This window comes from Achromobacter xylosoxidans (genome assembly GCF_001457475.1).
In the GTDB taxonomy this organism is placed as follows: Bacteria; Pseudomonadota; Gammaproteobacteria; order Burkholderiales; family Burkholderiaceae_B; genus Achromobacter; species Achromobacter xylosoxidans.
The window spans coordinates 4,301,684-4,325,772 of sequence record NZ_LN831029.1 but is presented as its reverse complement, the minus strand read 5'-3'; the positions used below and the strand labels follow the sequence as shown (position 1 = coordinate 4,325,772).

The window sequence follows — 24,089 nt, the reverse complement described above, 5'->3', positions numbered from 1 at the left end:
CATCATGCCCCAGCGAGCCCATCCAGTAAAATGCTTATATTTTCCACGTCGATTCATTCCTGATATGGACAGGGCATGCTGACCCATCGCCACATCGAAGTGTTCCGCGCCCTGATGATCGCCGGCAGCGTCACCAAGGCCGCCGACCTGTTGTTCACCTCGCAACCCACCGTCAGCCGCGAGCTGGCGCGCATGGAACAGGCCATCGGCTTCGCGCTGTTCGAGCGCGTGCGCGGCCGCTTGCGGCCCACCATGCCGGCGCTGGCGCTGTATGACGAGGTCCGGCAGTCCTATGCCGGGCTGGAGCGGGTCGCATCGACCGCCGCGCGCCTGCGGGCATTCCAGGATGGCCAACTGGCCGTGATCGCGCTGCCGGCGTTTTCCCATTCGCTGCTGCCGGGCGCGTTCCGTCGCTTCAGCCAGGCCCATCCGGGCGTGAGCCTGGCGCTGGAGGCGCAGGAATCGCCGTTCCTGGAGGAGTGGCTCACGGCGCAGCGCTACGACCTGGGATTGACCGAACACGACCTGGAGCCGGCCGGCACGCGCCTGGAGCTTCTGGTGGAGGTCGACGAGGTCGCGGTGCTGCCCGACGGCCATCCGCTGCTGGCGCGGCAGGCGCTAGACCTGGCCGATTTCGCTGGCGAGCCCTTCGTCAGCCTGTCGGCCAGCGACCCCTACCGGATCCAGATCGACGAAGCCTTCGCGGCCCAGGGCGTCCTGCGGCGCGCCATCATCGAGACGCCGACGGCGGTCTCGGTGTGCGCGTTCGTGCGCCAGGGGCTGGGCCTGGCCATCGTCAATCCGCTCACCGCGCTCGATTTCGCCGGGCGTGGCCTGCATATCCGGCCACTGCGGCGGTCGTTTCCGTTCCGGGTCAATCTGGTGTTCCCGGAGCATCGTCCCAGGAACCCGCTGGTTGATCCCTTCACCGCCATGCTGCGGGACGAAGCCGCGCAGATGCGCGCCCGGCTGGCGGCCCGGCCGCAGTGAGGGGCTGCTCAAAAACGGGTGGCTCAAAAACGGGCGACTCAAAAACGGGCGACTCAAAAACGGGCGACTCAAAAACGGGCGACTCAAAAACGGGTGGCCCAAAATCAAGAACGGGCAAAAGCGCCAGGCAACAAAAAAGGATGCCCGTGGGCATCCTTCTTCATTTGCCGTATTCATGACGCCCCGCATGGCGGGGCGGCAGAATGGCTTAGGCCAGCGCCTTGATGGCGGCGGCCAGGCGGCTCTTGTGGCGAGCGGCCTTGTTCTTGTGGATGATGTTCTTGTCGGCCACGCGATCGATCACGCTGCTGGCCTTTTGGAACACTTCGCCAGCCGCAGCCTTGTCGCCAGCGGCGATGGATTGGCGAACGCGCTTGATGGCGGTGCGCAGCATCGAGCGCAGGCTGGAATTGTGCTTGTTGCGCTCAACGGATTGGCGAGCGCGCTTGCGGGCTTGGGCGGTATTGGCCATGTTGCTATGTAAGTTGAATTCGGCAAAGTCGAACATTTTAGCAAGTCCCCGAGGGATTGCAAGCTTTAAATGCCGTGTCTGCCGATGGAGCGCCCGTCAACCGGGCGGGGGGCGCTGCGAGGAAAACCCCTCGGGCTGCAGAACCCGGGTGATATACCCGGGCTGAGACCTGATGGGCGTCGATGGGATCGATCCATGGAACTGCCCATGGAATATCCGTGGAAAACCTCCGCGGGAAAAATCCCTGGAATGGAACCATCGGATAAATCCCGGGCATCGACGCCTGACGGCGGTCCTGCCGCGCCTACTGGATAAAAATACGGTACTGAGTATACAACGAAGCGGCTTTTCGTTACAGCGCGGTGTCGGTGGCCGTGGTCAGGCCGCGACGTTGATCGAGACGAACCAGGGCGTATAGCGCCGCACGTGGATGGGCATCTGGTCCTGCAGCGCATCCAGCGCCGCGTCGGTGTCGTCCAGCGGGAAGTGGCCGGATACCGGCAGGCCGCCGGCGGCCATGGAGACGCGCAGCGTGCCGCTGCGGTAGGGGCGCAGGGCGGCGATGACTTCGGCCAGAGGGCGGCCGCGGGCGTCGACCCAGCCGGCTTCCCAGGCGGCTTCGGCCACCAGTTCGGCGCGTGGCGTGTCGATGCGCGAGACGTCGAAGCGCGCGCCGGTGCCGGCGCGGACGATGCCGTGGGCGCCGGCCATGGTTTCCACCACGACTTCGTGTTCATGCACCACCACCACCGTGCGCTGGGCCTGCTGGCGCACCATGTAGCGGGTGCCCAGGGCGCGCACGGTGCCCTCGGCGGTCTGCACCAGGAAGGGACGGCGCGCATCGGGCGCCACCGACACGGTGACGGCGCCATCCAGCAGGCGCACCTGGCGGTAGGCCGGGGTGAAATCGAGGTTGACGCGGCTGCGCGCGTCCAGCAGCAGCTGGCTGCCGTCGGACAGGATGTAGCGCCGGCGCTCGCCGGTGGCCGTGGCGGCATCGGCCGCGACATTGCTCAGGGGGTAGAAGGCATTGCCCACGTAGGCGGCGCAGGCGCCCGCGCTGGCGAGCGCCAGCGAGCCGGCCAGGAAGCGTCGGCGCGGCGGCACGCCGACGGCTGCGGGGGCCGGCGCAGGGGGAATCAACGGTGGCGGGGGCGCCGTGGCATAGCCGGCCGGATAGGCGTCGCCCAGTCGGCCGAAATTCGATCCCGTCAGAGTGCCGGTCAATTGCTGCCAGGCATTCTCATGAAGAGGATCTGCTGCTCGCCACGCCAGGAAATCGTTGTAGTCCTGCGCTGTCGCTTTACCGGAGCGCAGCAGCAGCAACCAATTGATTACTTGGTCCGCCATGGGGTGTCCTTGGGCGTACTTCACTTCATCACGCCGCCTGCGAAAGCGTCAGGCGGGAATCCTTTCGATGGCAATTTGTAAATAATAAAGGTTTTTTACCAAAGATTACCGCCTCCTTGTCAATTCTTGACGGATCAAATGCAAAAAAAGCCGGCGGGTAGCCGGCTTTTTGCGGAGGTTGTGGCGAGAATGCCCGAAATCAGCCCGCCGCCCGGCGTCCGAAATCTCGGGGACGGAACCCAAACAGTAACAACATGCCGAAGTAGACCGCGCCGCTGGCCGCCAGCACGCCGCCCAGCCAGAGCGCGCGGTATCCGGTATGGGCCTGCAGGCCGATCCAGTCAATACGGCCGTCGGCGTAGACCAGCAGGGCCGCCAGCGCCGCCAGGGCCGGAATCAGCCGCAGGGCGAAACGGCCCCAGCCCGTGCCGGGCTGGTAGACGCCACGGCGCCGCAGCCCGATCAGCAGCGCCAGCGCGTTCAGGCAGGCGCCCAGGCCGATGGCGAGCGCCAGGCCGGCGTGGGCCAGCAGCGGCACCAGCGCCAGGTTCATCAACTGGGTCAGGACCAGCACGCCGATGGCGATCTTCACGGGCGTGCGGATGTCCTGCTTGGCGTAGAAGCCGGGCGCCAGGATCTTCACCGCCAGCAGCCCGATCAGGCCGGCCGAATAGGAAATCACGGCCAGCCGGGTCTGCAGCACGTCCTGCGCCGAAAACGCGCCGTAGTGGAACAGCGTGGCCACCAGGCCGTCCGACAGCAGCGCCATGCCCACCGCCGCCGGCAGGCCCAGCAGCAGCACCAGCCGCAGGCCCCAATCCAGCAGGGCGCTGTAGCCGCCATGGTCGTCGCGGGCATGGGCCGCCGACAGGCTGGGCAGCAGCACGGTGCCCAGCGCCACGCCCAGCAGCGCGGTCGGGAATTCCATCAGGCGGTCGGCGAACGACAGCCAGGTGACGCTGCCGGGCGTGAGCCAGGTGGCGATGTTGGTATTGATCAGCAGCGAGATCTGCGCCACCGATACGCCGAGCGTGGCCGGCGCCATCTGCTTGAGGATGCGCTGCACCGTCGGGTCGGCCCAGGCCTGGCGAAAGCGCAGCGAGAAGCGCGGCGTCAGGCCCAGCCGCGCCAGCGCCACCCACTGCACGGCCAGTTGCGCCACGCCGCCTATCATCACCCCGATCGCCAGGGCGTAGACCGGCACGTCCATGCGCGGCGCAAGCCAGAGGCAGGCGCCGATCATGGACAGGTTCAGCAGGACGGGCGTGAACGCCGGCACCGCGAAGCGCCGCCAGGTGTTTAGCACGCCCGAGGCGAACGCGATCAGCGACATGCAGAAGATGTAGGGGAACATCACCCGCGTCATCCAGACGGCGGCGCCGAATTCGGTATCGCGGGCCGCGCCGCGCAGGCCGCTGGCCATGGCCGACACCACCCACGGCGCGGCCACGATGCCGATCAGCGTGATCGCCATCAGGGCCGCGGTCAGCAGCAGGGCCACGCGGTCGAGCAGGGCGCGGACCTCGGTTTCGGAACGGTTGTTGCGGGCATGCCCCAGGATCGGCACGAAGGCCTGGGCGAAGGCGCCCTCGGCGAACAGCCGGCGCAACAGGTTGGGAATGCGGAAGGCGACCCAGAAGGCGTCGGTGATGGGGCCGGCGCCGAAGGCGCGCGCCACCAGGATGTCGCGGACCAGCCCGGAAATACGGGACAGCAGGGTGAAGCTGCTGACGGTGGCCGCGGAACGGAACAGGCTCATGGGGGTGACGGCGAAAGAAAACGGGCGGGCCTGCCCGGGGTATTGCAAGGAAGCGGCGCCGGCTCGCCGGCGCCCAAAGCATCGCCCCCTCCGGGGAGGGGGCGTTGGGCGATTACTTCGGGGGCATCCGGATGGCGCCATCCAGGCGGATGGTCTCGCCATTCAGCATGTCATTGGTGATGATGGCGTGCACCAGCTTGGCGTAGTCCTCCGGACGGCCCAGGCGGGCGGGGAAGGGGATGCTGGCGGCCAGCGAATCCTGCACTTCCTGCGGCATGCCGAAGATCATCGGGGTGCCGAAGATGCCGGGGGCGATGGTCATGCAGCGGATGCCGGTCTTGGCCAGGTCGCGGGCGATCGGCAGCGTCATGCCAGCCACGCCCGCCTTCGATGCGGCGTAGGCCGCCTGGCCGATCTGGCCGTCGAACGCGGCGACCGACGCGGTGTTGATCATCACGCCGCGTTCGCCGGTGGGCTCGGGCGTGTTGCCGCTCATGGCCTCGGCGGCCAGGCGCATCATGTTGAAGCTGCCGATCAGGTTGATCGAAACGACCTTCTGGAACAGATCCAGCGGATGCGCGCCGTTCTTGCCGACGATCTTGGCGGCGGGGGCCACGCCGGCGCAGTTGACCAGGCCGAACAGGGTGCCGAGTTCCTTGGCGGCGGCAACGGCGCGCTGGCCGTCGGCCTCTTGCGTCACGTCGCAGTGCACGTAGCGCTGGCCGAGTTCCTTGGCCAGTTCCTCGCCGGGACCGTCCTGCAGGTCGGCGATGACCACCTTGGCGCCGTTGGCCACCAGCATGCGCACGGTGCCGGCGCCCAGGCCGGATGCGCCGCCGGTAACGATGAATACCTTGTTCGCGATTTCCATGTCTCTACCACCAGATCAATTCAAGGGATGAAAACGGCGCGCCGGGCGCCGGATGCGACAAGGCCTTCGGGCCGGGGCCGGAACGCGTTGCGTCCGGCCGGCGCCGAAGGCCTGGGCCTGCGAAGCGCCGATCAGCTCTTGACGGCTTCGAACAGGCGCGACTTGATTTCCTCGACCGCGCCGACGCCGGAGATCTTGCGATATTTCGGCGCGTCGGCGGGGCTCTGCTGCGCCCACGACGAGTAGTAGTCGACCAGCGGACGGGTCTGCTGGCGATACACGTTCAGGCGGTTGCGCACCGTTTCCTCGCGATCGTCGTCGCGCTGGATCAGGTCTTCGCCAGTGATGTCGTCCTTGCCTTCGACCTTGGGCGGGTTGAAGCGCACGTGGTAGCTGCGGCCGCTGGGCTGGTGCACGCGGCGCCCGCTCATGCGTTCGATGATGTCTTCTTCGGGGACTTCGATCTCGACCACGTAGTCCAGCTTGACGCCGGCGCTCTTGAGCGCGTCGGCCTGCGGGATGGTGCGGGGGAAGCCGTCGAACAGGTAGCCGTTGGCGCAGTCGGGCTGCTTCAGGCGATCCTGGACCAGGCCGATGATGATCTCATCCGAGACCAGGCCGCCGGCGTCCATGACCTTCTTGGCTTCGATGCCCAGGGGCGTGCCGGCCTTGACCGCCGCGCGCAGCATGTCGCCGGTGGAGATCTGCGGAATGCCGAAATGCTGGGTGAGAAACGCGGCCTGAGTGCCTTTGCCGGCGCCGGGAGGTCCGAGCAAGATGAGACGCATGAGTGCTCCTGAATGGGGTTTATTTTTTGTGATCCGAGCGATTATGCCGCAATGCAACAGCCTCTGCGGGGCCGCGCCATGCGAAATAACCCTTATATACGATTGCTGTAGATCAAGCGAACGCGTTCCAGGTCGGCCGGGGTATCTACGCCAGCGGCCGGAGGATGCGACGCCTGGTGGACGACGATGACGTGGCCGTGCTCCATGGCACGCAACTGTTCCAGCGATTCGAACCGTTCCAGCGCGCCTTGGGGCAGGGTGGGGAAGCGGCGCAGGAATGACACGCGGTAGGCGTACAGGCCGATGTGGTGCCAGGCCGGCAGCCCCTCGGCCAGCACGCGCTCGCCGCCGGCCAGCGCATCACGCGCCCACGGGATCGGCGCGCGCGAGAAATACAGCGCGCGGCCGTCGGTGGCGCAGACCAGCTTGACCACGTTGGGATTGAACAGCGCCTGGGCGTCCGCCAGCGGACAGGCGCAGGTGGCGATGTCCGCCTGCGGGCTGTCGGCCAGGCGCGCGGCCACGGCGTCGATGAGTTCGGGTTCGATCAGCGGCTCGTCGCCCTGCACGTTGACCACGATGGCGTCGTCGGGCAGGCCGAGTTGTTCGACCGCCTCGGCCAGCCGGTCGGTGCCGGTGAGATGGTCGCCGCGCGTCATCAGCGCCCGCACGCCATGGGCCTGGGCGGCCTGCTGCACGCGCGCGTCGTCGGTCGCGACATAGACCTGCGCGGCGCCGGACTGCGCGGCGCGTTCGGCGGTGCGCACCACCATCGGCTTGCCGGCGATGTCGGCCAGCGGCTTGTCGGGCAGGCGGGTCGAGGCGGCCCGCGCCGGAATCAGGGCGATGAAGCTCACGATAGGGACGGGTCAGGAAGAAGCGGGGGCGTCGTCCAGCGAGCGCGCCTCGGATTCAAGCATGACGGGAATGCCGTCGCGCAGCGGGAAGGCCAGGCGGTCGGCGCGGCAGACCAGTTCGGCCTGGGTCCGGTCGTGTTCGAGGCGGCCCTTGCACAGGGGGCAGACGAGGATGTCGAGAAGGCGGGATTCCATGAGCGCGATTCTAAAACAGTTTGGGCGCGGGCAGCCCGCGAGCAGCCGCCCGGCACGCCGGAAAGGGCGGACGCCGGGCCGCCGGATTACTTGTTCTGTTAATTATTGTCATATTTTGATGCGGCCGTAAGAAATTGCGGGACGGATAGTGGCCTATGATCCGCCGCGACGTGAGGAAAGAGGAAAAACAGGACAATGGATTCCAACACCATACGCATCGGCCTGATGCTCATCATCCTGGTCTGGTCGGTCATCAGCGCCATCACCTACATGGCGCGCCGCAGCGGCAACAAGGGCGCGCTGCGCGAACTCAAGCAGGAAGGCCAGCCGCTGCGGCGCCTGAGCGCGCAGGAGCAGGCGCTGGTGCAGCCGTTCCTGGTGCGGCCCGCCAAGCCCACCCAAAGCGTCGCGCTGCTGAATGACGGCGTGTTCCCGCTGCGCGGCGCCTTCGTGCGCCACGGGCTGGAATCGGGCCACGGCGCGGCCACCATGCACGACACCCTGGGCGGCGTCGACGTGGTGCTGCCTTATGACGCCCGCGACTATCTGCGCGAGGACAACCAGGCCGAAGTCGTGATGACGGAGAAATTCGCCATCGTGGTGGCGCTGAACGGCGAATTCGACCTGGCCGGCGGCCGCGAGCGCGAGGCGCGCCGGCAGAAACAGAACCAGCAATGGTCCAGCGGCAAGCTGGGGGCGATGCAGAACGTGGTCGATGCCGACGCCGTCACCGCGGATGGCGCGGGCCAGGCGCCAGACGCCCAGGCCGAGCACGAGTTCGCCGAGGCCATGCGGGTCGAGATCCTGAGCCAGCGCGAGGAAACGCCCGCCGAAATCGCCTGGCGCCGTCCGGCCGGCATCGCCTTCTGGCCCGCCATGCTGTGGCTGGCCGCGTTCGTCTGCCTGGGCGTCGCCGCGGCGGGCGGCGGCATGGCGTGGCTGGCCTCGGCCGCCGCGCCCGCGCTGCTGGCGATCTGGCTGACCTGGCGCCGCCGGCCGCTGGGCGCGGCGCAGAAGGTGAACCGGGTGCGCGGCGAACTGAACGCGATCGTGCTGACCAATCCGGCCAACGCGCAGGCGGTGTCGACCCGGTTGTTCCTGGGCGACAAGGTGCCGGTGTCGCTGCCCGACCATTGGCGCGCCAACCTGGAGTTGCCGGACGACGGCCGCGTCGACGTGGACCTGCGGGTGGAAGACTATGCCGTGCTGCGCCTGGGCAATCGTTTTTCCGTGGATGAAGAGCAGCGCCTGTTCCCGCGGGTGGCCTGGGGCCGGCACGTGACGCTGGCGCTCGCCGGCCTGCTTGCCGGCGCGGCGCTGGGCCTGATCGGCGGCGGCGATCTGCATGGCGACATCGCGCTGGCGTCGGCCTGGGCGCGCGGCGCGCAGCCGCGGGTCTACGACACGGCCGCGGCGCTGGCCCAGGATCCGCCCGCGCCCGGCGACGTGGTGGCCTTGAAGGGCATGGGCCGCTGCCAGTTCCAGCCCGATGCGTACCGTCAGGACGAGGTGCGCTTCGACTGCGAGCGGATCCGTTGGCAGGGCGATGCGATCCAGGCCGACGAGCTGCGGGTGGCTCCGGCCGCGCTGGCGCTGTATTCCGGCGGTTTCCTCAAGACCCGGCCCAATCCGATGATGGACCTGCTGGTCCGCAACCAGATCTACGGCAGCATGGCCGGCAATCCGCTGGCCGCCTACAACGCCCGCAATGTGTCGGCGGTGACCGTGAACCGCGTGACCGACCTGGTGCTGACGATCGAACTGGCCTGCGAGGCCGCCACCGGCCAGGCCATTGCCGAGTGCGACCGCCTCAAGGCCGAGACGGCCGACAGCCTGATGCTGGCGCGCGACGAGCCGGACAGCTGGCTGGCACTGCTGCGGCTGGCACAGGGCGGGGCCCTGAAGCAGCGGGGCAATGCCGATGATGGCGTCATCATCACACGTGCCGCCAACCTGCTGCGCGGCCTGGCCAGGAGCAGCATGGAGCCGCAGGTGCGCGAGGCCCTGGCGCGCGCGGGCAATGACCTGATGGCGCGCCAGCGCGGCGGCGTGGTCCTGCAAGTGTGGCCGGGCCGCTACGCCGATCTGCCGCAATTGTCGCCGCGCGACGACATGCCTGATCTGTTGCAGTCGTGGGTCCACCAGACCGCGATGCTGGCGGCCGATGGGGCCCGGCCGTTCCAGGCAGGCGGCGTGGTCACCGCGGTCGGGCGCGAGGCGTCCGGCGCCACCGTCGTCGACATCGATGCGCGGCGTTCGCTGGACGATCCGTGGCCGTCGCTGGCGCGCGTGCTATGGCTGGCGTTGGCACTGCTGCTGGTGGCCGTGCACGTGCCCCTGGCGGCGCTGCGGCTGCGCGCGGCGGCGGCCCGCAAGCGCGGCCTGGCGGAATACGCGCGGCGTCCGGTCGCGGCGCGGCCCGCCTTCTTCTAGGACCGGCGCGGGGCGCGCTGGCGCAGCGCCTGCGCCAGCCAATCGAACAGTTGCGGGTCGGAAAAACCGGCCCGCACCGGCACTTCCCACAGGCGCGCATCGTGCAACGCGGCGCACTTGATCGCGTCCTTGGACGTGACCAGGATGGTCTGCGCGGCCAGCGCCTGGAACGGCGAACTGGCGTAGTCGTGGTGGTCGGGCAGCGGCAACGTCGCCGCCAGTGTGATGCCCTGCGAGCGCAGGGTGGTGAAGAAACGTTCGGGATTGCCGATGCCGGCGGCCGCTGCCACGTCCGGCTGGCCGGCGAAGGTGGCCAGCGGCCGGCGCGAGCCGCCCTCGATCTGGCGCGCCTCTCCAGGTTCCAGCCACATGTCGGCCTGGCGCGGCCCCGCGCCGGTCGGCGCCGCCGCGCGGCCGTCGGGCACGCCGATATTGGTGATCACCGCGTCCACTTCGCGCAGCCGGCTGGCCGGTTCGCGCAGGGGGCCGGCGGGCAGCAGCCGGCCATTGCCGACGCCGCGCCGGTCCTGCACCACGATTTCCACGTCCCGCGCCAACGCCAGGTGCTGCAGGCCATCGTCGGAGACGATCACGTCCACCCGCGGATGCGTCTGCAGCAGCGCCTGGGCCGCCAGCGCGCGGCGCGGGTGCACCGAGATGGGCGCGCCGGTGACGCGCGCGATCAGCGCGGGTTCATCGCCGAACCGGGCGGCGTCCAGCTCGCCCTGGCCGACCCGCGCCTGGGGCCCCAGCTTCACGCCGTAGCCGCGGCTGACCACGCCCGGCGTGTAGCCGCGGGCGCGCAGGCCCTCCACGGTGGCGATGACCATCGGGGTCTTGCCGGTGCCGCCGACGTAGATGTTGCCGATCACCACGACCGGCACGGGCGCGCGGTAGGCCGGCTTGCGGCCGTCGCGATAATCGGCGCGCTTGCGCGCCACGACGCGGGCGGTCAGCGCGGCCAGCGGCCGCAGCAGGGTGGAGAGCCAGCCGCCGTGCTGCCATTGGCGCGCAAGCAGCGAGGCCTTGGGGGACGGCGCGCTCACCGGGCGGTCTGGGCAGCGAAGTTGACGCGGCCGATGCCGGCCAGGCGGGCTGCTTCCATCACGTTGATCACGGACTGGTGCGTGGCCTGGGCATCGGCGTTGATGATCACCAGCGGTTCGGTCTTGCCGGCGGCGGCCTGGCGCAGCAGGTCGGCGATCTCGGGCGGCGTGGACACGTCGATCAGGGTGCCGTTGAGGGCGTAGCGCCCGTCCTGGCTGATGGCCACTTCCAGGGCCGGCGGGGTTTCCTGCTCGGCCGACGCCTGCGGCAGCGTGACCTTCAACTGGGTGTAGCGGGCGAACGAGGTGGTGGCCGCCAGGAAGATCAGAATGACCAGCAGGACGTCGATGAGCGGGATCAGGTTGATGTCCAGCTCGTCGCGGTCGCCCCGGACGCCACGGAAATTCATGGGCGGTCCTCGCGCGAGGCGGGCGAGACGGCGCGCGCCAGGCGCGCCGCGGCGATTTCCATGGTGTTCAGGTAACCCTCGACCCGGCCGCGCAGGTAGCGGTGGGCGATCATGGCGGGAATGGCGATGAGGATGCCGAAGCCGGTGTTGTACAACGCGATGGAGATGCCGCGCGCCAGCTGCGCCGGATCGCCGCCTTCCGGCGTGTACGAGCCGAAGATCTCGATCATGCCGACCACGGTGCCGAACAGGCCCATCAGCGGCGCCACCACGGCGATGGTGCCGATGGCCGGGATGTAGCGGCTCAGGTCATGGGCGACGGCGCGGCCGGTGTCCTCGACCACGCTGCGCAGTTCCTCGCGCGGCAGGTGGCGGTGGCGCATGACCTCGGCCAGCACGCGGCCCAGCGGGGAATTGCGTTCCAGGCGGTTCAGCGCGTCGGGGCTGTCCTGGCGGTTGCGCAGCATCTCGGCCACCTGCTCGTTCAGGCCGCGTGGCATGACCTGGCTGCGGCGCAGGGACAGGAAGCGCTCGAAGATCAGCGCCAGGCCCAGCACGGAAGTCGCCAGCAGGGGCCAGATCGGCCAGCCGGCCTCGCGCAAGATGGAAAGCAAAACGGTTAACTCCAGGGGAGGGCCGAAGGGCGCGAAGGGGGCCGCGCGTCGGCATCTGATCAAGCCGAAACTGTAACGGCGCGACGGGGATGTGGCAAGGGCGGCCGGCCGCCAAGCTATCCACAGAATTTGTGGATAATTCTGTGCAAAACTTCGCCGGAACGCTTGCGGGCACAGGGCTTGCGCTTGTTTGCGCTTATTTCGAGCAGCCGGTGTTGGGTAAAAATTCCATAAAAATCATATCCTTAGGTCGAATTTGCTGGCTTTCGGGCCAGCCGCGGCAAAAATGCCCGGACGCGGTATCATTGCGGCCCGCTACGTATGCCCTGTGGACAGGTACGCATCGGAAAGCCTTATGACAATTGAACTTGCAGTCACAAACAACGTATTCACGCGGGATATCCTGACAGTTGCCCAGCTGAACCAAGCAGTGGGGCAGTTGTTGGAGCGCAGCATCCCGGCGCTGTGGGTGCGCGGCGAGATTTCGAACTTCACGCAGGCGGCTTCCGGGCATTGGTACTTCACGCTCAAGGACAGCCGCGCCGCGGTGCGGGCCGTCATGTTCCGGGGGCGCGCCAGCGCGGTGGGTTTCGTGCCGCGTGCCGGGGACCAGGTTGAAATCAGGGTCAGGGTGTCGCTGTACGAGCCGCGCGGCGACTACCAACTGCAGGTCGACGCCATGCGCCGCGCCGGTATCGGCAACCTCTACGAGGCCTTCCTGCGCCTGAAGGAGCAGCTCAACGCGGAAGGCCTGTTCGATCCCGCCCGCAAGCGCGAACCGGTGCCGCTGCCACGCGCCATCGGCGTGGTCACCTCGCTGCACGCCGCCGCGCTGCGCGACGTGCTGTCGGCGTTGGCCCGGCGCGCGCCGCAGGTGCCCGTCATCATCTATCCGGCGCCGGTGCAGGGCGCCGACGCCGCCGGCCGGCTGGCGGCGCAGATCCGCCTGGCGAACGCCCGTTGCGAGGTCGACACGCTGTTGCTGGTGCGCGGCGGCGGCAGCATCGAGGATCTCTGGAGCTTCAATGACGAGGCCCTGGCGCGCGAGATCGACGCCAGCGCCATCACCACCATCAGCGGCGTCGGCCATGAAACCGACTTCACCATCGCCGACTTCGTCGCCGACGTGCGCGCGCCGACCCCGACCGCGGCCGCCGAGCTGGCCTGCGTGCCGCGTTCGGAACTGCTCGGTCGCGTCATGTATGCGGCCGAGACCCTGGCGCGCGGCCAACAGCGTCGACTGGAGCGGGCGGCGCAGCGGCTGGACCGCGCCGCCGCGCAACTGGTGTCGCCGGCCCAGCGCCTGGAGCACCAGCGCGAACGCCTGAACAGCCTGAGCTACCGCCTGGCCTCGGCCTGGGCCGGTCCGCAGGCCCGCCGCGGCGCCCGCGTCAATCTGCTGGCGCAGCGCCTGGCACACCGCGTGCCCGACGTCCGGCGCGGCGCCGAACGGCTGGCCGCAGTGACGCGTCAATTGGGCCAGGCGCACGCGCGCCTGCTGGCGCGTCGGCGTGACCAGCTGGCCGCGGCCGGCGCGCAACTGCGCGCGCTCGATCCCGGCAATACGCTGGCGCGCGGCTATGCCATCGCCCGCGACGCCGACGGCCGCATCGTGCGCGATGCGGCCGGCCTGGCGGCGGGGCAGGGCCTGGACCTGAGCTTCGCGCAGGGCGGCGCCCGCGTCGAGGTCAAAGAGGTCCGCGAAACGCGGGAGCCCTGACGCCGGCGCGGCAGGGCGGTGCAAGGTCAACTCGGCCCGCGCAATGGCCGGCCGGCGAGGTGGAACAATGCGGTTGAACACACGCAAGTCGGCGCGCGCGGCGCGCCCCGTTGCCCGGCGAGCGGCCCTGTGGGCGGCTCTGCTCGCCACCTCCATCGTGACGGCGCAACCGGCGCAAGCCGACGGCGCCCCGACCAGGACGGCAAAGGCCGCCACGCGCGCCGCGGCCGTCTCGGCGCCCGATATCCCGCTGGATCCGCCACCGCCGCCCGCCGCGCCCGTCACCGGGCCGGCATCCAAGGCCGATTGCGATTGCACCTCGCCCTATCGCGACTACCGCGCGGCCGAAACGTCCGACACCCGCGCCCTGTTCAGCGCGGTGGCCGCCGGCGACGAAGCCGCGTTCAGCGCCGCGTTGGGCAAGGTGGAGCGGCCGGGCGACTATGCCCTTGACGGCGTGCCGCTCCTGCACGCGCTGTTGACCCCAGCGGGCAAGCGCGGCAAACACGTGTATTGGGACATGCCGGCGCAAGAGGCCGCGCGCTTGCGCCAGGCCTATCGCGACGCGCTGCCAGCGCGCACGCGCATGCTCCAGGCCCTGCTGGCCACCAGGCCGGCGCTCGACGACATCACCTACGAATCGCGCCGCCCGTCGCTGCAACTGGCGCTGCTGTATGGCTCGCCCGAGATGATGGACATGCTGCTGGCCGCCGGCGCGCGGCCCGACCAGCGTGGCGACGAGAACAAGACCCCGCTGGAATTCCTGCTCAACCGCGACTTCGAATTCGCGGTGCGCATGACCTACCTGCCCAGGCTGCCCGATCGCCAGGAAACCACCCGCATGGTGCTGGCGCTGCTCAAGGCCGGCGCGGCGCGGCCGTTTGCCTACATCGACGAACATGCCGATGACGCCACGCGGCGCGCGTTCAAGGACGCGGACGGCCAGCCGCGCAAGGCCGCGGATTATCTCGCGTGGGGACCGCTGGTCGAACTGACCGAGGGCGCCGAGGTGGTGCGGGCTCTGGCCGCCACCGGCACCCGGCCGGCCTACGACGATGGCGCCAGCCCGTTGGCGCTGGCGGCCTACACAGGCAACGCCGGCGCGACCGCGGCGCTGGCCGAAATGGGCCCGCGCACCACGCCGGACAAAGCCTACGGCGCCACCGGCGACCTGGATCTTTGGCTGGACGCCGCGCAGGCCGCGGTCGTGGCGGGCCATGGCGACATCGCCGCGCCGCTGTTGCGCTCGGGCATGCCGTTCAGCCAGCGCGGCCCGCGCAACGGCACCGATCCCGCCGTCTTCGTCAGGATGCAGGCCGAGGAACAGCCCATCATGAACCTGGCCGCGGCCAAGGGCGACACGGCGACGCTGCAACGCCTGCTGGCATTGGGCGCCCCGGTCGACGGCGACGCCGGCGACGCGCATGGCGACACGCCGCTGGCGGACGCCGTGCGCGCGGGCCAGACCGATGCGGCGCGCGCGCTGCTGGCCGGGGGCGCGAATCCGGCCGCGTGGCGGCAAGGGTATGAGCGCAAATCGGCCATCGAGCGCGCCATCGAGGCGGACAACGCGGCGCTGCTGCGCGAACTGCTCGCGGCCACGCCGCGCGAGGCCTTGCAGGCTCTGCTGGCCGACTCCGCGCATTCGCCGCTGGCGCTGGCCCTGCGCCAGCCCGGCAGGCAGGGCGCTGCCATGTTGCGGCTGCTGGCCGATGCCGGGCTGGACCTGAAAACGCTCGATGCGGACGCCATACGCCAGGCGCTGGAGAATCGCGATGCGGCAATGGCCACGTACCTGATCGAGGCCGGCGTGCCCGTCAATCCGGCGCCCGCCGCCGCCACGTCGAACGATGCGTTCGACGGCAAGGGAATGCCGCCGCTGCTGGCGGCGGTGACTTCGGGCCAGGCCGCGATGGTCGACCTGCTGCTGGCCAGGGGCGCCGACCCGCTGGGCCTCGCGCCGGACGGTCGCAGCGCCTTGTACTGGGCCATTGCCGGTGGCGACGATGCGATGCTCGAGCGCCTGCTGCGCGCCGGCGCCAGGATGGACGATCCGCGCCTGCCTCGCGCGCCCGCGCCTCACGCCTTGCTGAATGCGGCGCTGCTCTCCGGCGACATGGCGCGGGTCGCGCGCGTGGCGCAAGGCAGCGGGCAATCCGCCGAGGCCGCGTGCCTGCCGTCGGGCGGCGAATATGTCCTGCTGGACCGGCCGGGCTATTTCGCGCAACTGCAGGCGGCCGGCTATCGCGGCGCGCGCGATGATTGCGCGCGCCAGGAAGGGGGGCTGCCGCAACGCCTGCTGTCGGCGTTGCTGCGCGACCGGCAACTGGCGGTCGCGCGACGCGACACCGTGGTCGACGTATTGCGGCGCGTGAAGGAAATGGGCGCGGACCTGGACGCGCCGCAAGGCGAGCGCGGCGTCACGCCGCTGGGCGCGGCCATCGAGCTGGGCCGCGCCGACCTGGCCGAAGCCCTGCTGGCCGCGGGCGCCAGCGCGGACGCGGCCGATGCGCAGGGGCGCAGCCCCGCCTGGTTGGCGCTGGCCAGCGGCCAGCCACGGATGCTGGCGTTGCTGGCGCGGCACCAGGCGCGCTTCGACGGCGCGGCCGCGCCGTCGGGGCAGTCCTTCAACCAGACGCTGGCATGCCAGGCGGCGCCGGACTTCGCGGCGGTGTTGCAGGCGGCCGGCGTCGTGCTTGAACAGGCCTGCCCGCGCGCGCGGGCTGCTGGCAAGGCGACGGCCAAGTCGGCCGCCCGTATCCCCGGCCATTACTATCTGCGCGGCGTGCGTGAAGTGGGCAGCGAGCTGCTGCTGTCGGCCGACGGCAGCTTCGATTACCTGATGAGCTACGGCGCCACGGACATCCAGGCCAGCGGCACCTGGCGCAGCGATGGCAAGCAGGTGATCCTGGACACGCCGCCGATCCAGCCGTTTTCGGCGATCGGCAAGGTCGGCGCGGATGCGCGCGCGGCCGATGGCGACCAATTGACGGTGCGCGTGTACTACCAGGGGCGGCCCGTGAAGGTCGACGTGGCCATGTCCTCGGCCAGCGCCGATTACGCCGGCACGCCCAAGCAGTCGGAAGGGGCCGATGGCGTCAGCGCGCCGATCGCGCCGGGTGACCTGAAGGCCCTGGCCGTGTTCGTGCCCTTGCCCTCCGGCGCGCGTTGGCACAGCGTGGATGTGAGCAAGTCCGATATCACGGCGCGTGCCTTGCGCATCGATCTGGAATTGCCAGAATCCGCCAGTCGCACGCCGTTGCATATGACATTGGCATTGCGCGCCGATGGCGCGCTGGTGGCCGCGCAGGGCGGGCGCGAGCTGCGCTATGAGAAAGAGTAGCGTTTACGCGCGCGGTCATAAACACATACCTGTTAACCCCGCGTCGCCGCGGGGTTAACGCGGTATCCTCGTAGAGTTGCCGATACAATTGAACGGCTTGATCGTGCACTCAACAGAAGGAACCGACACATGGCACATACTCTTCCCCCCCTGCCTTACGAACTGGACGCGCTGGCTCCGCACATCTCGAAAGAGACGCTGGAGTTCCACTACGGCAAGCACCACCAGACCTACGTCACGAACCTGAACAACCTGATCCCGGGCACCGAGTTCGAGAACCTGTCGCTGGAAGACATCGTCAAGAAGTCCTCGGGTGGCATCTTCAACAACGCCGCGCAGATCTGGAACCACACCTTCTACTGGAACAGCCTGGCTCCCAAGGCCGGCGGCGCGCCGACCGGCAAGCTGGCCGACGCCATCAACGCCAAGTGGGGCAGCTTCGACGCCTTCAAGGAAGCCTTCAACAAGTCGGCCGCCGGCAACTTCGGTTCGGGCTGGACCTGGCTGGTCAAGAAGGCCGACGGCTCGGTCGACATCGTCAACACCAGCAACGCCGCCACCCCGCTGACCACGGCCGACAAGCCGCTGCTGACCTGTGATGTCTGGGAACACGCGTACTACATCGACTACCGCAATGCCCGTCCCAAGTACCTGGAAAACTTCTGGGCCCTGGTGAACTGGGACTTCGCGGCCAAGAATTTCGCCTGATTCCGCTGCGCGCCCGTCGCGCATCGCCAAGGCCGAGGCCCCTCGCATCGCGAGGGGCCTTTTTGTTTTCCGTGCCGTGGAAATGCCGCCGTAATTCTGTATTACATGGTCAAATTTTGTATATTGTCGAATCCATTTTGTCGAAAATGAGAATGAATCTCCCGTTCCTCCGGCCTAACCCGGGGAAAGGCAGCCGCTATTGTTGATGGCAGTCTGCGGCTGAGCCATGGGGCCAAGGACCGCGGCATGGCCGCCCGGTACCGTGGTGTCTGACGGGAAGGCAAGCATGTTGCGGTTTTTTTCGAGATTGCATATCGGCGCGCGCATCGGCGTGCGCCTGTCGGGCGCGTTCCTGCTGGTGGCCTTGCTGGGCGGCATCATCGGCGCGTTCGGGGTGTGGGGGCTGGCCCGCATCAACGACATGAATGATCAGATCGCCCAGATCGAATTTCGCGGACTGTCCGACATCAAGGAAGCCAACATCAGCCTGATCGCGGCTGGCCGGGCGCGCAAGAGTTTCCTGGCGGCCACGTCCCAGGAGGAACGCCAGGCGCTGCGCGCCGAATTCGACCGCGATGTCGAAAACCTGGAGCGCCTGCGCGCCAAGGCCGCGCAGAACTTCATCCGCGAAAGCGGCAAACGCCTGCTGGCGCAATTCACCGAAGCCGAGGAGCTCTGGAAGCGCGAGGCCATCGAATTCTTCGACAACGCGCAATCGCTGCCCCTGGCGCAGGTCGATCCCGCCATTGCCAGCATCACCAAGCGCGCGGCGGCGTCGTCGGGCAAGGCCGAGAGCCTGATGAGCGAGTTGGCGCAGGCCAAGGAAGAAGCCGCCGATCAGGCGGTGCACGAAGTCACCGATCTGTATCGCAGCACCCGTCTCATCATGATCCTGCTGTCGCTGGCCGGCGTGGCCCTCGGCCTGCTGCTCGGCTGGCTGGTGACGCGCGGCATCACGCGGCCCCTGGGGCTGGCGGTGGACGCCGCGCGTCGTGTCGCCAATGGTGACCTGAGCGGCAACATCCAGGTCACTTCGCGCGACGAGACCGGCGACCTGATGGCCGCGCTCAAGGCCATGAACGAGAGCCTGTCGCGCATCGTGCGCGACGTGCGCGACGGCTGCGAAAGCATCGCCTCGGCCTCGTCGCAGATCGCGCAGGGCAACGCCGACCTGTCGCAGCGCACCGAGGAACAGGCCGCGTCGCTGGAACAGACCGCGGCCTCCATGGAACAGCTCACCAGCACCGTGCAGCAGAACGCCAGCAATGCCGGCGAAGCCGAGAAGCTGGTCACCCAGGCCTCCGAGGTGGCGATCCGTGGCGGCGAGGTGGTCGACGTGGTGGTGCAGACCATGAGCGCCATCTCCGAAAGCTCGCGCCGCATCGCCGATATCACCAGCGTGATCGACGGCATCGCGTTCCAGACCAACATCCTGGCGCTCAATGCCGCGGTCGAGGCCGCGCGCGCCGGCGAGCAGGGCCGCGGTTTCGCCGTGGTGGCGGGCGAAGTCCGCACCCTGGCACAGCGTTCCGCCGTGGCCGCCAAGGAAATCAAGGCCCTGATCGACGAATCCGTCCATCGCGTCGAAGGCGGCACGCGCCAGGCCGACGAAGCCGGCAGCACCATGCGCGAGGTGGTCGATAGCGTGCGCCAGGCGGCGATCCTGGTGCACGAAATCGCCAGCGCCTCGGCCGAGCAATCGACCGGCATCGGCCAGGTCAACCAGGCCGTGGCGCAAATGGACACCGTGACCCAGCAGAATGCCGCGCTGGTGGAGCAGGCCGCCGCCGCGGCCGGCAGCATGCAGGATCAGGCGGGCCGGCTGTCGCAACAGGTGCGCCGCTTCAAGATCGATGCCGGCGTGGTGACGATGGGCGCGGAGCCGCAGGCCCGCCTGATCCAGGCCGGTCGCGCCACGCCGCATCCGGCGCCGGTGGCGCCGCGCCAAGAACCGGTGGTGGCGCGCCCGGCGCTCAAGCACAGCCCGGACGAGGACGACTGGTCGTCGTTCTGAAGCGCGGATGCCGCGGTTTGTGGGCTGGCCGTCAGGCGGCGATGGTAAGGTGTAGCCACTTCCGGTTCAGCCTTGTCCTGCCGCCTGGCTTCGCTCATGTCCCTGCCCACACCTTTGCGCCGCGTCGCCACCGGCTCGCGCCATCTCCTGCGCCGCAAGCTGCGCCAAACCAACCGTCTGTCGCGCAAGAGCCTGCCGATGGCCCTGTTGCTCGGCGGCGCGGCATTGGTGGCGCTGGTGTCGCTGGGCTTTGCCTATCTGGCCGACCTGGCGTTGGAGTGGAATCGCGAATGGGTCGGCCGCGCCGGCTGGCTGGCCTTGCTGGTGCTGCCTTGCGCGCTGGCCGCCCTGCGCTGGGCCACGCTGCGGTTCGCGCCCAATGCCGCGGGCAGCGGCATTCCGCAGGTCATCGGCGCCTTGTCGCTGCCGCCCGGGCCAAGCCAGCGCAGCCTGGTGTCGCTGGCGCAGGTGTTGTGGAAGATCCCGCTGGCTTTTTGCGGCATGCTGGCCGGCGCCTCGATCGGACGCGAAGGGCCGTCGGTGCAGGTCGGCGCGGCCGTGATGCTGGCCTGGGGCGACTTCTGGAAACGCCGCGGCCTGCAGCTGCGCGGCTTCCATGCCAACGAATTGCTGGCGGCAGGCGCGGCCGGGGGGCTGGCCGCGGCATTCAATGCGCCGCTGGCCGGCGTCATCTTCGCCATCGAGGAATTGGGGCGCGGCACCGTGCTGCGCTGGCAGCGGCTGGTGCTGATCGGCGTGCTGGCCGCCGGCTTCCTGGTGGTCGCCGTGCAAGGCAACAACCCCTATTTCGGCACCTTTGCCGGCGCGCCGCTGGCCCACGGCATGCTGTGGTGGGTACTGATCTGCGCCGCGCTCAACGGCGCGCTGGGCGGCATCTTCGCGCGCCTGCTGGGCAAGGGGCCGGCGGCGATGGCGCCCGCGTCGTGGCGCGCCTGGATCCGCGCGCACCCCATCTGGACCGCCTTCGCCATGGGCCTGGCCCTGGCGCTGATCGGCCTGGCCACGGCCGGCAGCGTCTACGGCACCGGCTACGGCGCGGCGGCCGACCTGCTGTCGGGCGAAACCCAGCACGCGCTGCCCGCCGGCTTTGGCCTGGCCAAGCTGGCCGCCACCGTGGCGTCGTATTGGGCCGGCATTCCGGGCGGCATCTTCACCCCCGCGCTCACCACCGGCGCGGGCATTGGCCATCACATCTGGGAGCTGGCGGGCGAGGGCGTGGACCAGCGCGTGCTGGTGCTGGTGTCGATGGCCGCATTCCTGGCCGCCGCCACCCAGGCGCCGCTCACGGCGAGCGTGGTGGTCATGGAGATGACCGGCAGCCAGCCGATGCTGTTCTGGCTGCTGGTCGGCTCGCTGCTGGCCTCGGGCGTGTCGCGCCAGTTCTGCCCGCAGCCGTTCTATCACCTGGCCGCCGGGCGCTTTCGGCGCCAGGCCATCGTCGAGGCGGGGCGCGCGGCGCGCACGGGCACATCAGCCGTACGGTGAGTGAACAGCTGCTGGACACCGTCCGTGCAGCGGACATCCGGGGAATGCACCAACTTGGCGCGAAAACCGCTGCGTTAAGATCGACCGCATTCCATTTTTCCACTTCAATCCGAGCATCCCATGACCGTGCATGCCTTTATCTGTGACGCGATCCGCACCCCCTTCGGCCGCTATGGCGGCGCGCTGGCTTCCGTGCGCCCCGACGACCTCGCGGCCGTCGCCATCAAGGCGCTGGTGGCGCGCAACCCCGGCGTGCGCTGGGAAGAGCTCGACGATGCCATCATGGGCTGCGCCAACCAGGCCGGCGAAGACAACCGCAACGTCGCTCGCATGGCCACGCTGCTGGCCGGCCTGCCGGTCGAAGTGCCCGGCGCCACCGTCAACCGCCTGTGCGGTTCGGGCCTGGACGCCATCGGCAGCGCCGCGCGCGCCATCCGCGCCGGCGAAGCCGGCCTGATGCTGGCTGGCGGCGTCGAAAGCATGAGCCGCGCGCCGTTCGTCATGGGCAAGGCCGACAGCGCCTTCTCGCGCAACGCCGCCATCTACGACACCACCATCGGCTGGCGCTTCATCAACAAGCTGATGAAGGCCCAGTACGGCGTCGATTCCATGCCGGAAACCGCCGAGAACGTCGCCGACGATTTCAAGATCAACCGCGAAGACCAGGACCTGTTCGCGCTGGCCAGCCAGCAGAAGACGGCCCGCGCCCAGCAGGAAGGCTTCTTCGACGCCGAAATCGTGCCGGTCTCGATCGCCCAGAAGAAGGGCGATCCGATCATCGTCGCCAAGGATGAACACCCGCGCGAGACCAGCATCGAGGCGCTGGCCAAGCTCAAGGGTGTGGTGCGCGAGGGCGGCACGGTCACGGCCGGCAACGCCTCGGGTGTCAACGACGGCGCCGCCGCGCTGCTGCTGGCCGACGAAAAGGGCGCTGCCCGCCACGGCCTGACCCCGCGCGCCCGCGTCGTCGGCATGGCCACCGCCGGCGTCGCGCCGCGCATCATGGGCATCGGTCCGGCGCCTGCCACCCGCAAGGTGCTGGCCCAGACCGGCCTGACGCTGGACCAGATGGACGTGATCGAACTGAACGAGGCGTTCGCCGCCCAGGGCCTGGCCGTGCTGCGCCAGCTGGGCATCGCCGACAACGATCCGCGCGTCAATCCCAATGGCGGCGCCATCGCCCTGGGCCATCCGCTGGGCGCCAGCGGCGCGCGCCTGGCCACCACCGCGATCAACCAGTTGCATCGCACCGGCGGCCGCTATGCGCTTTGCACCATGTGCATCGGCGTGGGCCAGGGCATTGCCCTGATCATCGAACGCGTCTGATTTTGCGGCGGCCTCCGCCCGGGCCGCGTCCGCCGGCGCAAGCCGCCCGGCGCGCCGGGCGGACATGCAAAAAAGGGAGCCCGCGGGCTCCCTTTTTTGCATGTCTCGCGGCGGCCGTCTCAGGGCAGGCCGTCGATCTTGCGGCCAGACTTGATGCCGTGCGCCTCGTACCAGCCCTGCGCCATTTCCAGCGCGTAGCGCACCGGTTTCTTGGAACAATGGGCGTCGTCGGTCTGCGGGGCCATGTCTTCGATGTTGACGATCGTGCCGTCGTCGGCGATAAAAGCGATCGACAGGGGCAGCAGGGTATTGCGCATCCAGAAGCACTGCACGTCGGGCTGTTCGAACACGAACAGCATGCCGTCGTTGCCGGGCAGTTCCTTGCGGAACATGAGGCCATCGCGGCGGGTGGCTTCCGTGTTGGCGACTTCTGCGCGGATAATATGGATACCGGCCGCCAGTTGCGTGGTGGGCAGCGGCGCCTGCGGACCCGACGGGACCTGCGCGCCGGCCGCCAGCGGCAGGGCCAGCGCGGCGGCGCTCAGCAGTGCCGTTGCCGTCCTGCGCGATGCCGCTTTAATGAACGCCGTCTTGAACAACGTACGACCGACATGAAACAAAGCAGCATTCTTCAGCATAACCCGACGCAGTAATAAGAAAATAACAAGGCGGGGCCCGAAAGCCCCGCCTGATAATGGCGCAACCTTACCGTTGCGCTGTAAAGGGTAACTCAGGCAGCGGTGATATTGAGCGCCTGTTTGCCTTTGGGCCCCTGGATTATCTCGAAAGCCACTTTCTGGCCTTCTTTCAGGGTTTTAAAACCATTCATCTGGATGGACGAGAAGTGGGCGAACAGATCTTCACCGCCGTCGTCGGGCGTAATGAAGCCGAACCCCTTTGCATCGTTGAACCATTTGACGGTACCCGTCGATTTGGGATTGTCCCCTTGGACGGCGGTTGCGGTCGTATCAGACATGCGGACTGCCTCATTGAATCGTATGTTGACAGAAGGGCATCGCGGCCTAGACCCCTGTCCCCCCTCCGGCTTCCTGGCAGATTTTCGATGAGTTGAAAACCCCAGAATGCGTGGATAATGCGCCGCTTTTCTTTGCGGAGTCAAGTATGGAAACTACGCATTTCTACGTGTAATTTTGCGTAAGTTACATGCAAGCCGTCCCCTGATTAAATAGAATAGCCGCCCTATGAGTTCTACCTTGGATACCCAGCACGATTTGGCCGTCGAAAAGGCACCGGCCCGCGCCGCGCCGCCTCCGATGTACCAGGTCCTGTTGCTCAATGACGACTACACCCCGATGGAGTTCGTCGTGAAGGTGCTGCAGAAGTTCTTCAATAAGAATCATGAAGAGGCCACGCGCATCATGTTGCAGGTGCATCACGAAGGCCGCGGCGTTTGCGGCGTCTATCCGCGCGACCTCGCCGCCACCCGGATCGCCCAGGTGGCGCAGTATGCGCGGGCCCGCCAGCATCCCTTGCAGTGCGTGATGGAACCGGTCTGAACTCGCAGGAACAGCGCCGCCACGACTGGCGGCGTTCTGCTGTACAGGGTTGCAAAAGCAGGAACCGCGCACCGAGAAGCGCGCGGCATTATCAGGTCGGCAGCTCCGCCGCAAAGGAGCATTGCATTCGAGTAGGCGGGGAGGTTTGCCGTGAGTGGAAAGAACAGCAA

The 24,089-nt window shown here is 68.6% G+C and carries 21 protein-coding genes; 9 read left to right on the top strand and 12 right to left on the bottom strand.

The window, feature by feature from the left end; all coding sequences use genetic code 11:
• The first annotated feature begins 75 nt into the window (after window positions 1–75).
• Window positions 76–990, top strand: a complete 915-nt coding sequence (locus tag AT699_RS19460; protein WP_024069540.1) for a LysR family transcriptional regulator — start codon at window positions 76–78, stop codon at window positions 988–990.
• A gap of 208 nt (window positions 991–1,198) precedes the next feature.
• Here the strand turns inward: AT699_RS19460 and rpsT are convergent, their stop codons facing one another.
• The 7 genes from rpsT to AT699_RS19425 all read right to left on the bottom strand — a co-directional run bounded on the left by rpsT (window position 1,199) and on the right by AT699_RS19425 (window position 7,282).
• On the bottom strand, window positions 1,199–1,462 hold the full coding sequence (rpsT, locus tag AT699_RS19455; protein ID WP_006396042.1) for a 30S ribosomal protein S20: 264 nt from the start codon (window positions 1,460–1,462) through the stop codon (window positions 1,199–1,201).
• Between the two features lie 378 nt (window positions 1,463–1,840).
• On the bottom strand, window positions 1,841–2,812 hold the full coding sequence (locus AT699_RS19450) for a FecR domain-containing protein (protein ID WP_006384006.1): 972 nt from the start codon (window positions 2,810–2,812) through the stop codon (window positions 1,841–1,843).
• A 199-nt stretch (window positions 2,813–3,011) separates the two neighbouring features.
• Window positions 3,012–4,571, bottom strand: a complete 1,560-nt coding sequence (gene murJ / locus AT699_RS19445; RefSeq protein ID WP_006384005.1) for a murein biosynthesis integral membrane protein MurJ — start codon at window positions 4,569–4,571, stop codon at window positions 3,012–3,014.
• 112 nt (window positions 4,572–4,683) lie between these two features.
• The gene (locus AT699_RS19440; protein WP_006384004.1) at window positions 4,684–5,442 is read right to left on the bottom strand and encodes a 3-hydroxyacyl-CoA dehydrogenase; all 759 of its coding nucleotides are present in this window, start codon (window positions 5,440–5,442) and stop codon (window positions 4,684–4,686) included.
• Between the two features lie 131 nt (window positions 5,443–5,573).
• On the bottom strand, window positions 5,574–6,230 hold the full coding sequence (adk, locus tag AT699_RS19435; protein WP_006384003.1) for an adenylate kinase: 657 nt from the start codon (window positions 6,228–6,230) through the stop codon (window positions 5,574–5,576).
• Between the two features lie 92 nt (window positions 6,231–6,322).
• Window positions 6,323–7,087, bottom strand: coding sequence for a 3-deoxy-manno-octulosonate cytidylyltransferase (gene kdsB, locus AT699_RS19430; RefSeq protein WP_006384002.1), 765 nt, complete (start codon window positions 7,085–7,087; stop codon window positions 6,323–6,325).
• A 12-nt stretch (window positions 7,088–7,099) separates the two neighbouring features.
• Window positions 7,100–7,282, bottom strand: coding sequence for a Trm112 family protein (locus AT699_RS19425; protein ID WP_006384001.1), 183 nt, complete (start codon window positions 7,280–7,282; stop codon window positions 7,100–7,102).
• A gap of 195 nt (window positions 7,283–7,477) precedes the next feature.
• Between AT699_RS19425 and AT699_RS19420 the strand changes: the two genes are divergently transcribed.
• Entirely contained in the window at window positions 7,478–9,715 is a 2,238-nt protein-coding gene (locus AT699_RS19420; protein ID WP_024069538.1) for an IgaA/UmoB family intracellular growth attenuator, read from the top strand.
• Here AT699_RS19420 and lpxK read toward each other — a convergent pair.
• From lpxK to AT699_RS19405, 3 genes are read right to left on the bottom strand one after another with little or no spacing between them, the layout of a single operon-like run.
• A complete protein-coding gene (lpxK, locus tag AT699_RS19415; protein WP_024069537.1) occupies window positions 9,712–10,761 on the bottom strand; it encodes a tetraacyldisaccharide 4'-kinase in 1,050 nt (349 codons plus the stop codon). The two genes, AT699_RS19420 and lpxK, sit on opposite strands and share 4 nt — an antisense overlap.
• Entirely contained in the window at window positions 10,758–11,171 is a 414-nt protein-coding gene (locus AT699_RS19410; protein ID WP_024069536.1) for an ExbD/TolR family protein, read from the bottom strand. Before AT699_RS19410 ends, lpxK begins: the two co-directional genes overlap by 4 nt.
• Entirely contained in the window at window positions 11,168–11,785 is a 618-nt protein-coding gene (locus tag AT699_RS19405) for a MotA/TolQ/ExbB proton channel family protein (RefSeq protein ID WP_020928454.1), read from the bottom strand. Before AT699_RS19405 ends, AT699_RS19410 begins: the two co-directional genes overlap by 4 nt.
• A 355-nt stretch (window positions 11,786–12,140) precedes the next feature.
• Here AT699_RS19405 and xseA point away from each other — a divergent pair, with 355 nt between their 5' ends.
• The 6 genes from xseA to pcaF all read left to right on the top strand — a co-directional run bounded on the left by xseA (window position 12,141) and on the right by pcaF (window position 22,402).
• Window positions 12,141–13,505 carry an exodeoxyribonuclease VII large subunit gene (xseA, locus tag AT699_RS19400; protein WP_038503967.1) on the top strand — a complete coding sequence of 455 codons (1,365 nt, stop codon included), beginning with the start codon at window positions 12,141–12,143 and terminating at the stop codon, window positions 13,503–13,505.
• 67 nt (window positions 13,506–13,572) lie between these two features.
• Window positions 13,573–16,848 (top strand): ankyrin repeat domain-containing protein, encoded by a 3,276-nt coding sequence (locus AT699_RS19395; RefSeq protein ID WP_053500780.1) that lies wholly within the window; start codon window positions 13,573–13,575, stop codon window positions 16,846–16,848.
• 129 nt (window positions 16,849–16,977) lie between these two features.
• Window positions 16,978–17,556 (top strand): superoxide dismutase [Fe], encoded by a 579-nt coding sequence (sodB, locus tag AT699_RS19390; protein WP_006383994.1) that lies wholly within the window; start codon window positions 16,978–16,980, stop codon window positions 17,554–17,556.
• 286 nt (window positions 17,557–17,842) lie between these two features.
• Window positions 17,843–19,570 carry a methyl-accepting chemotaxis protein gene (locus AT699_RS19385; protein WP_024069532.1) on the top strand — a complete coding sequence of 576 codons (1,728 nt, stop codon included), beginning with the start codon at window positions 17,843–17,845 and terminating at the stop codon, window positions 19,568–19,570.
• A gap of 96 nt (window positions 19,571–19,666) precedes the next feature.
• Entirely contained in the window at window positions 19,667–21,076 is a 1,410-nt protein-coding gene (locus AT699_RS19380) for a chloride channel protein (RefSeq protein ID WP_006383992.1), read from the top strand.
• A 120-nt stretch (window positions 21,077–21,196) separates the two neighbouring features.
• The gene (gene pcaF, locus AT699_RS19375) at window positions 21,197–22,402 is read left to right on the top strand and encodes a 3-oxoadipyl-CoA thiolase (RefSeq protein ID WP_006383991.1); all 1,206 of its coding nucleotides are present in this window, start codon (window positions 21,197–21,199) and stop codon (window positions 22,400–22,402) included.
• Window positions 22,403–22,521: 119 nt separating this feature from the next.
• Here the strand turns inward: pcaF and AT699_RS19370 are convergent, their stop codons facing one another.
• Together AT699_RS19370 and AT699_RS19365 are read right to left on the bottom strand one after the other, a co-directional pair.
• Window positions 22,522–23,040 carry a DUF192 domain-containing protein gene (locus tag AT699_RS19370; RefSeq protein WP_006383990.1) on the bottom strand — a complete coding sequence of 173 codons (519 nt, stop codon included), beginning with the start codon at window positions 23,038–23,040 and terminating at the stop codon, window positions 22,522–22,524.
• Between the two features lie 92 nt (window positions 23,041–23,132).
• Window positions 23,133–23,378 carry a cold-shock protein gene (locus tag AT699_RS19365; RefSeq protein ID WP_006220277.1) on the bottom strand — a complete coding sequence of 82 codons (246 nt, stop codon included), beginning with the start codon at window positions 23,376–23,378 and terminating at the stop codon, window positions 23,133–23,135.
• Between the two features lie 226 nt (window positions 23,379–23,604).
• Between AT699_RS19365 and clpS the strand changes: the two genes are divergently transcribed.
• Complete coding sequence (gene clpS, locus AT699_RS19360; protein ID WP_006383989.1) at window positions 23,605–23,919, top strand: ATP-dependent Clp protease adapter ClpS; 315 nt, start codon at window positions 23,605–23,607, stop codon at window positions 23,917–23,919.
• The last annotated feature ends 170 nt before the right edge of the window (window positions 23,920–24,089 follow it).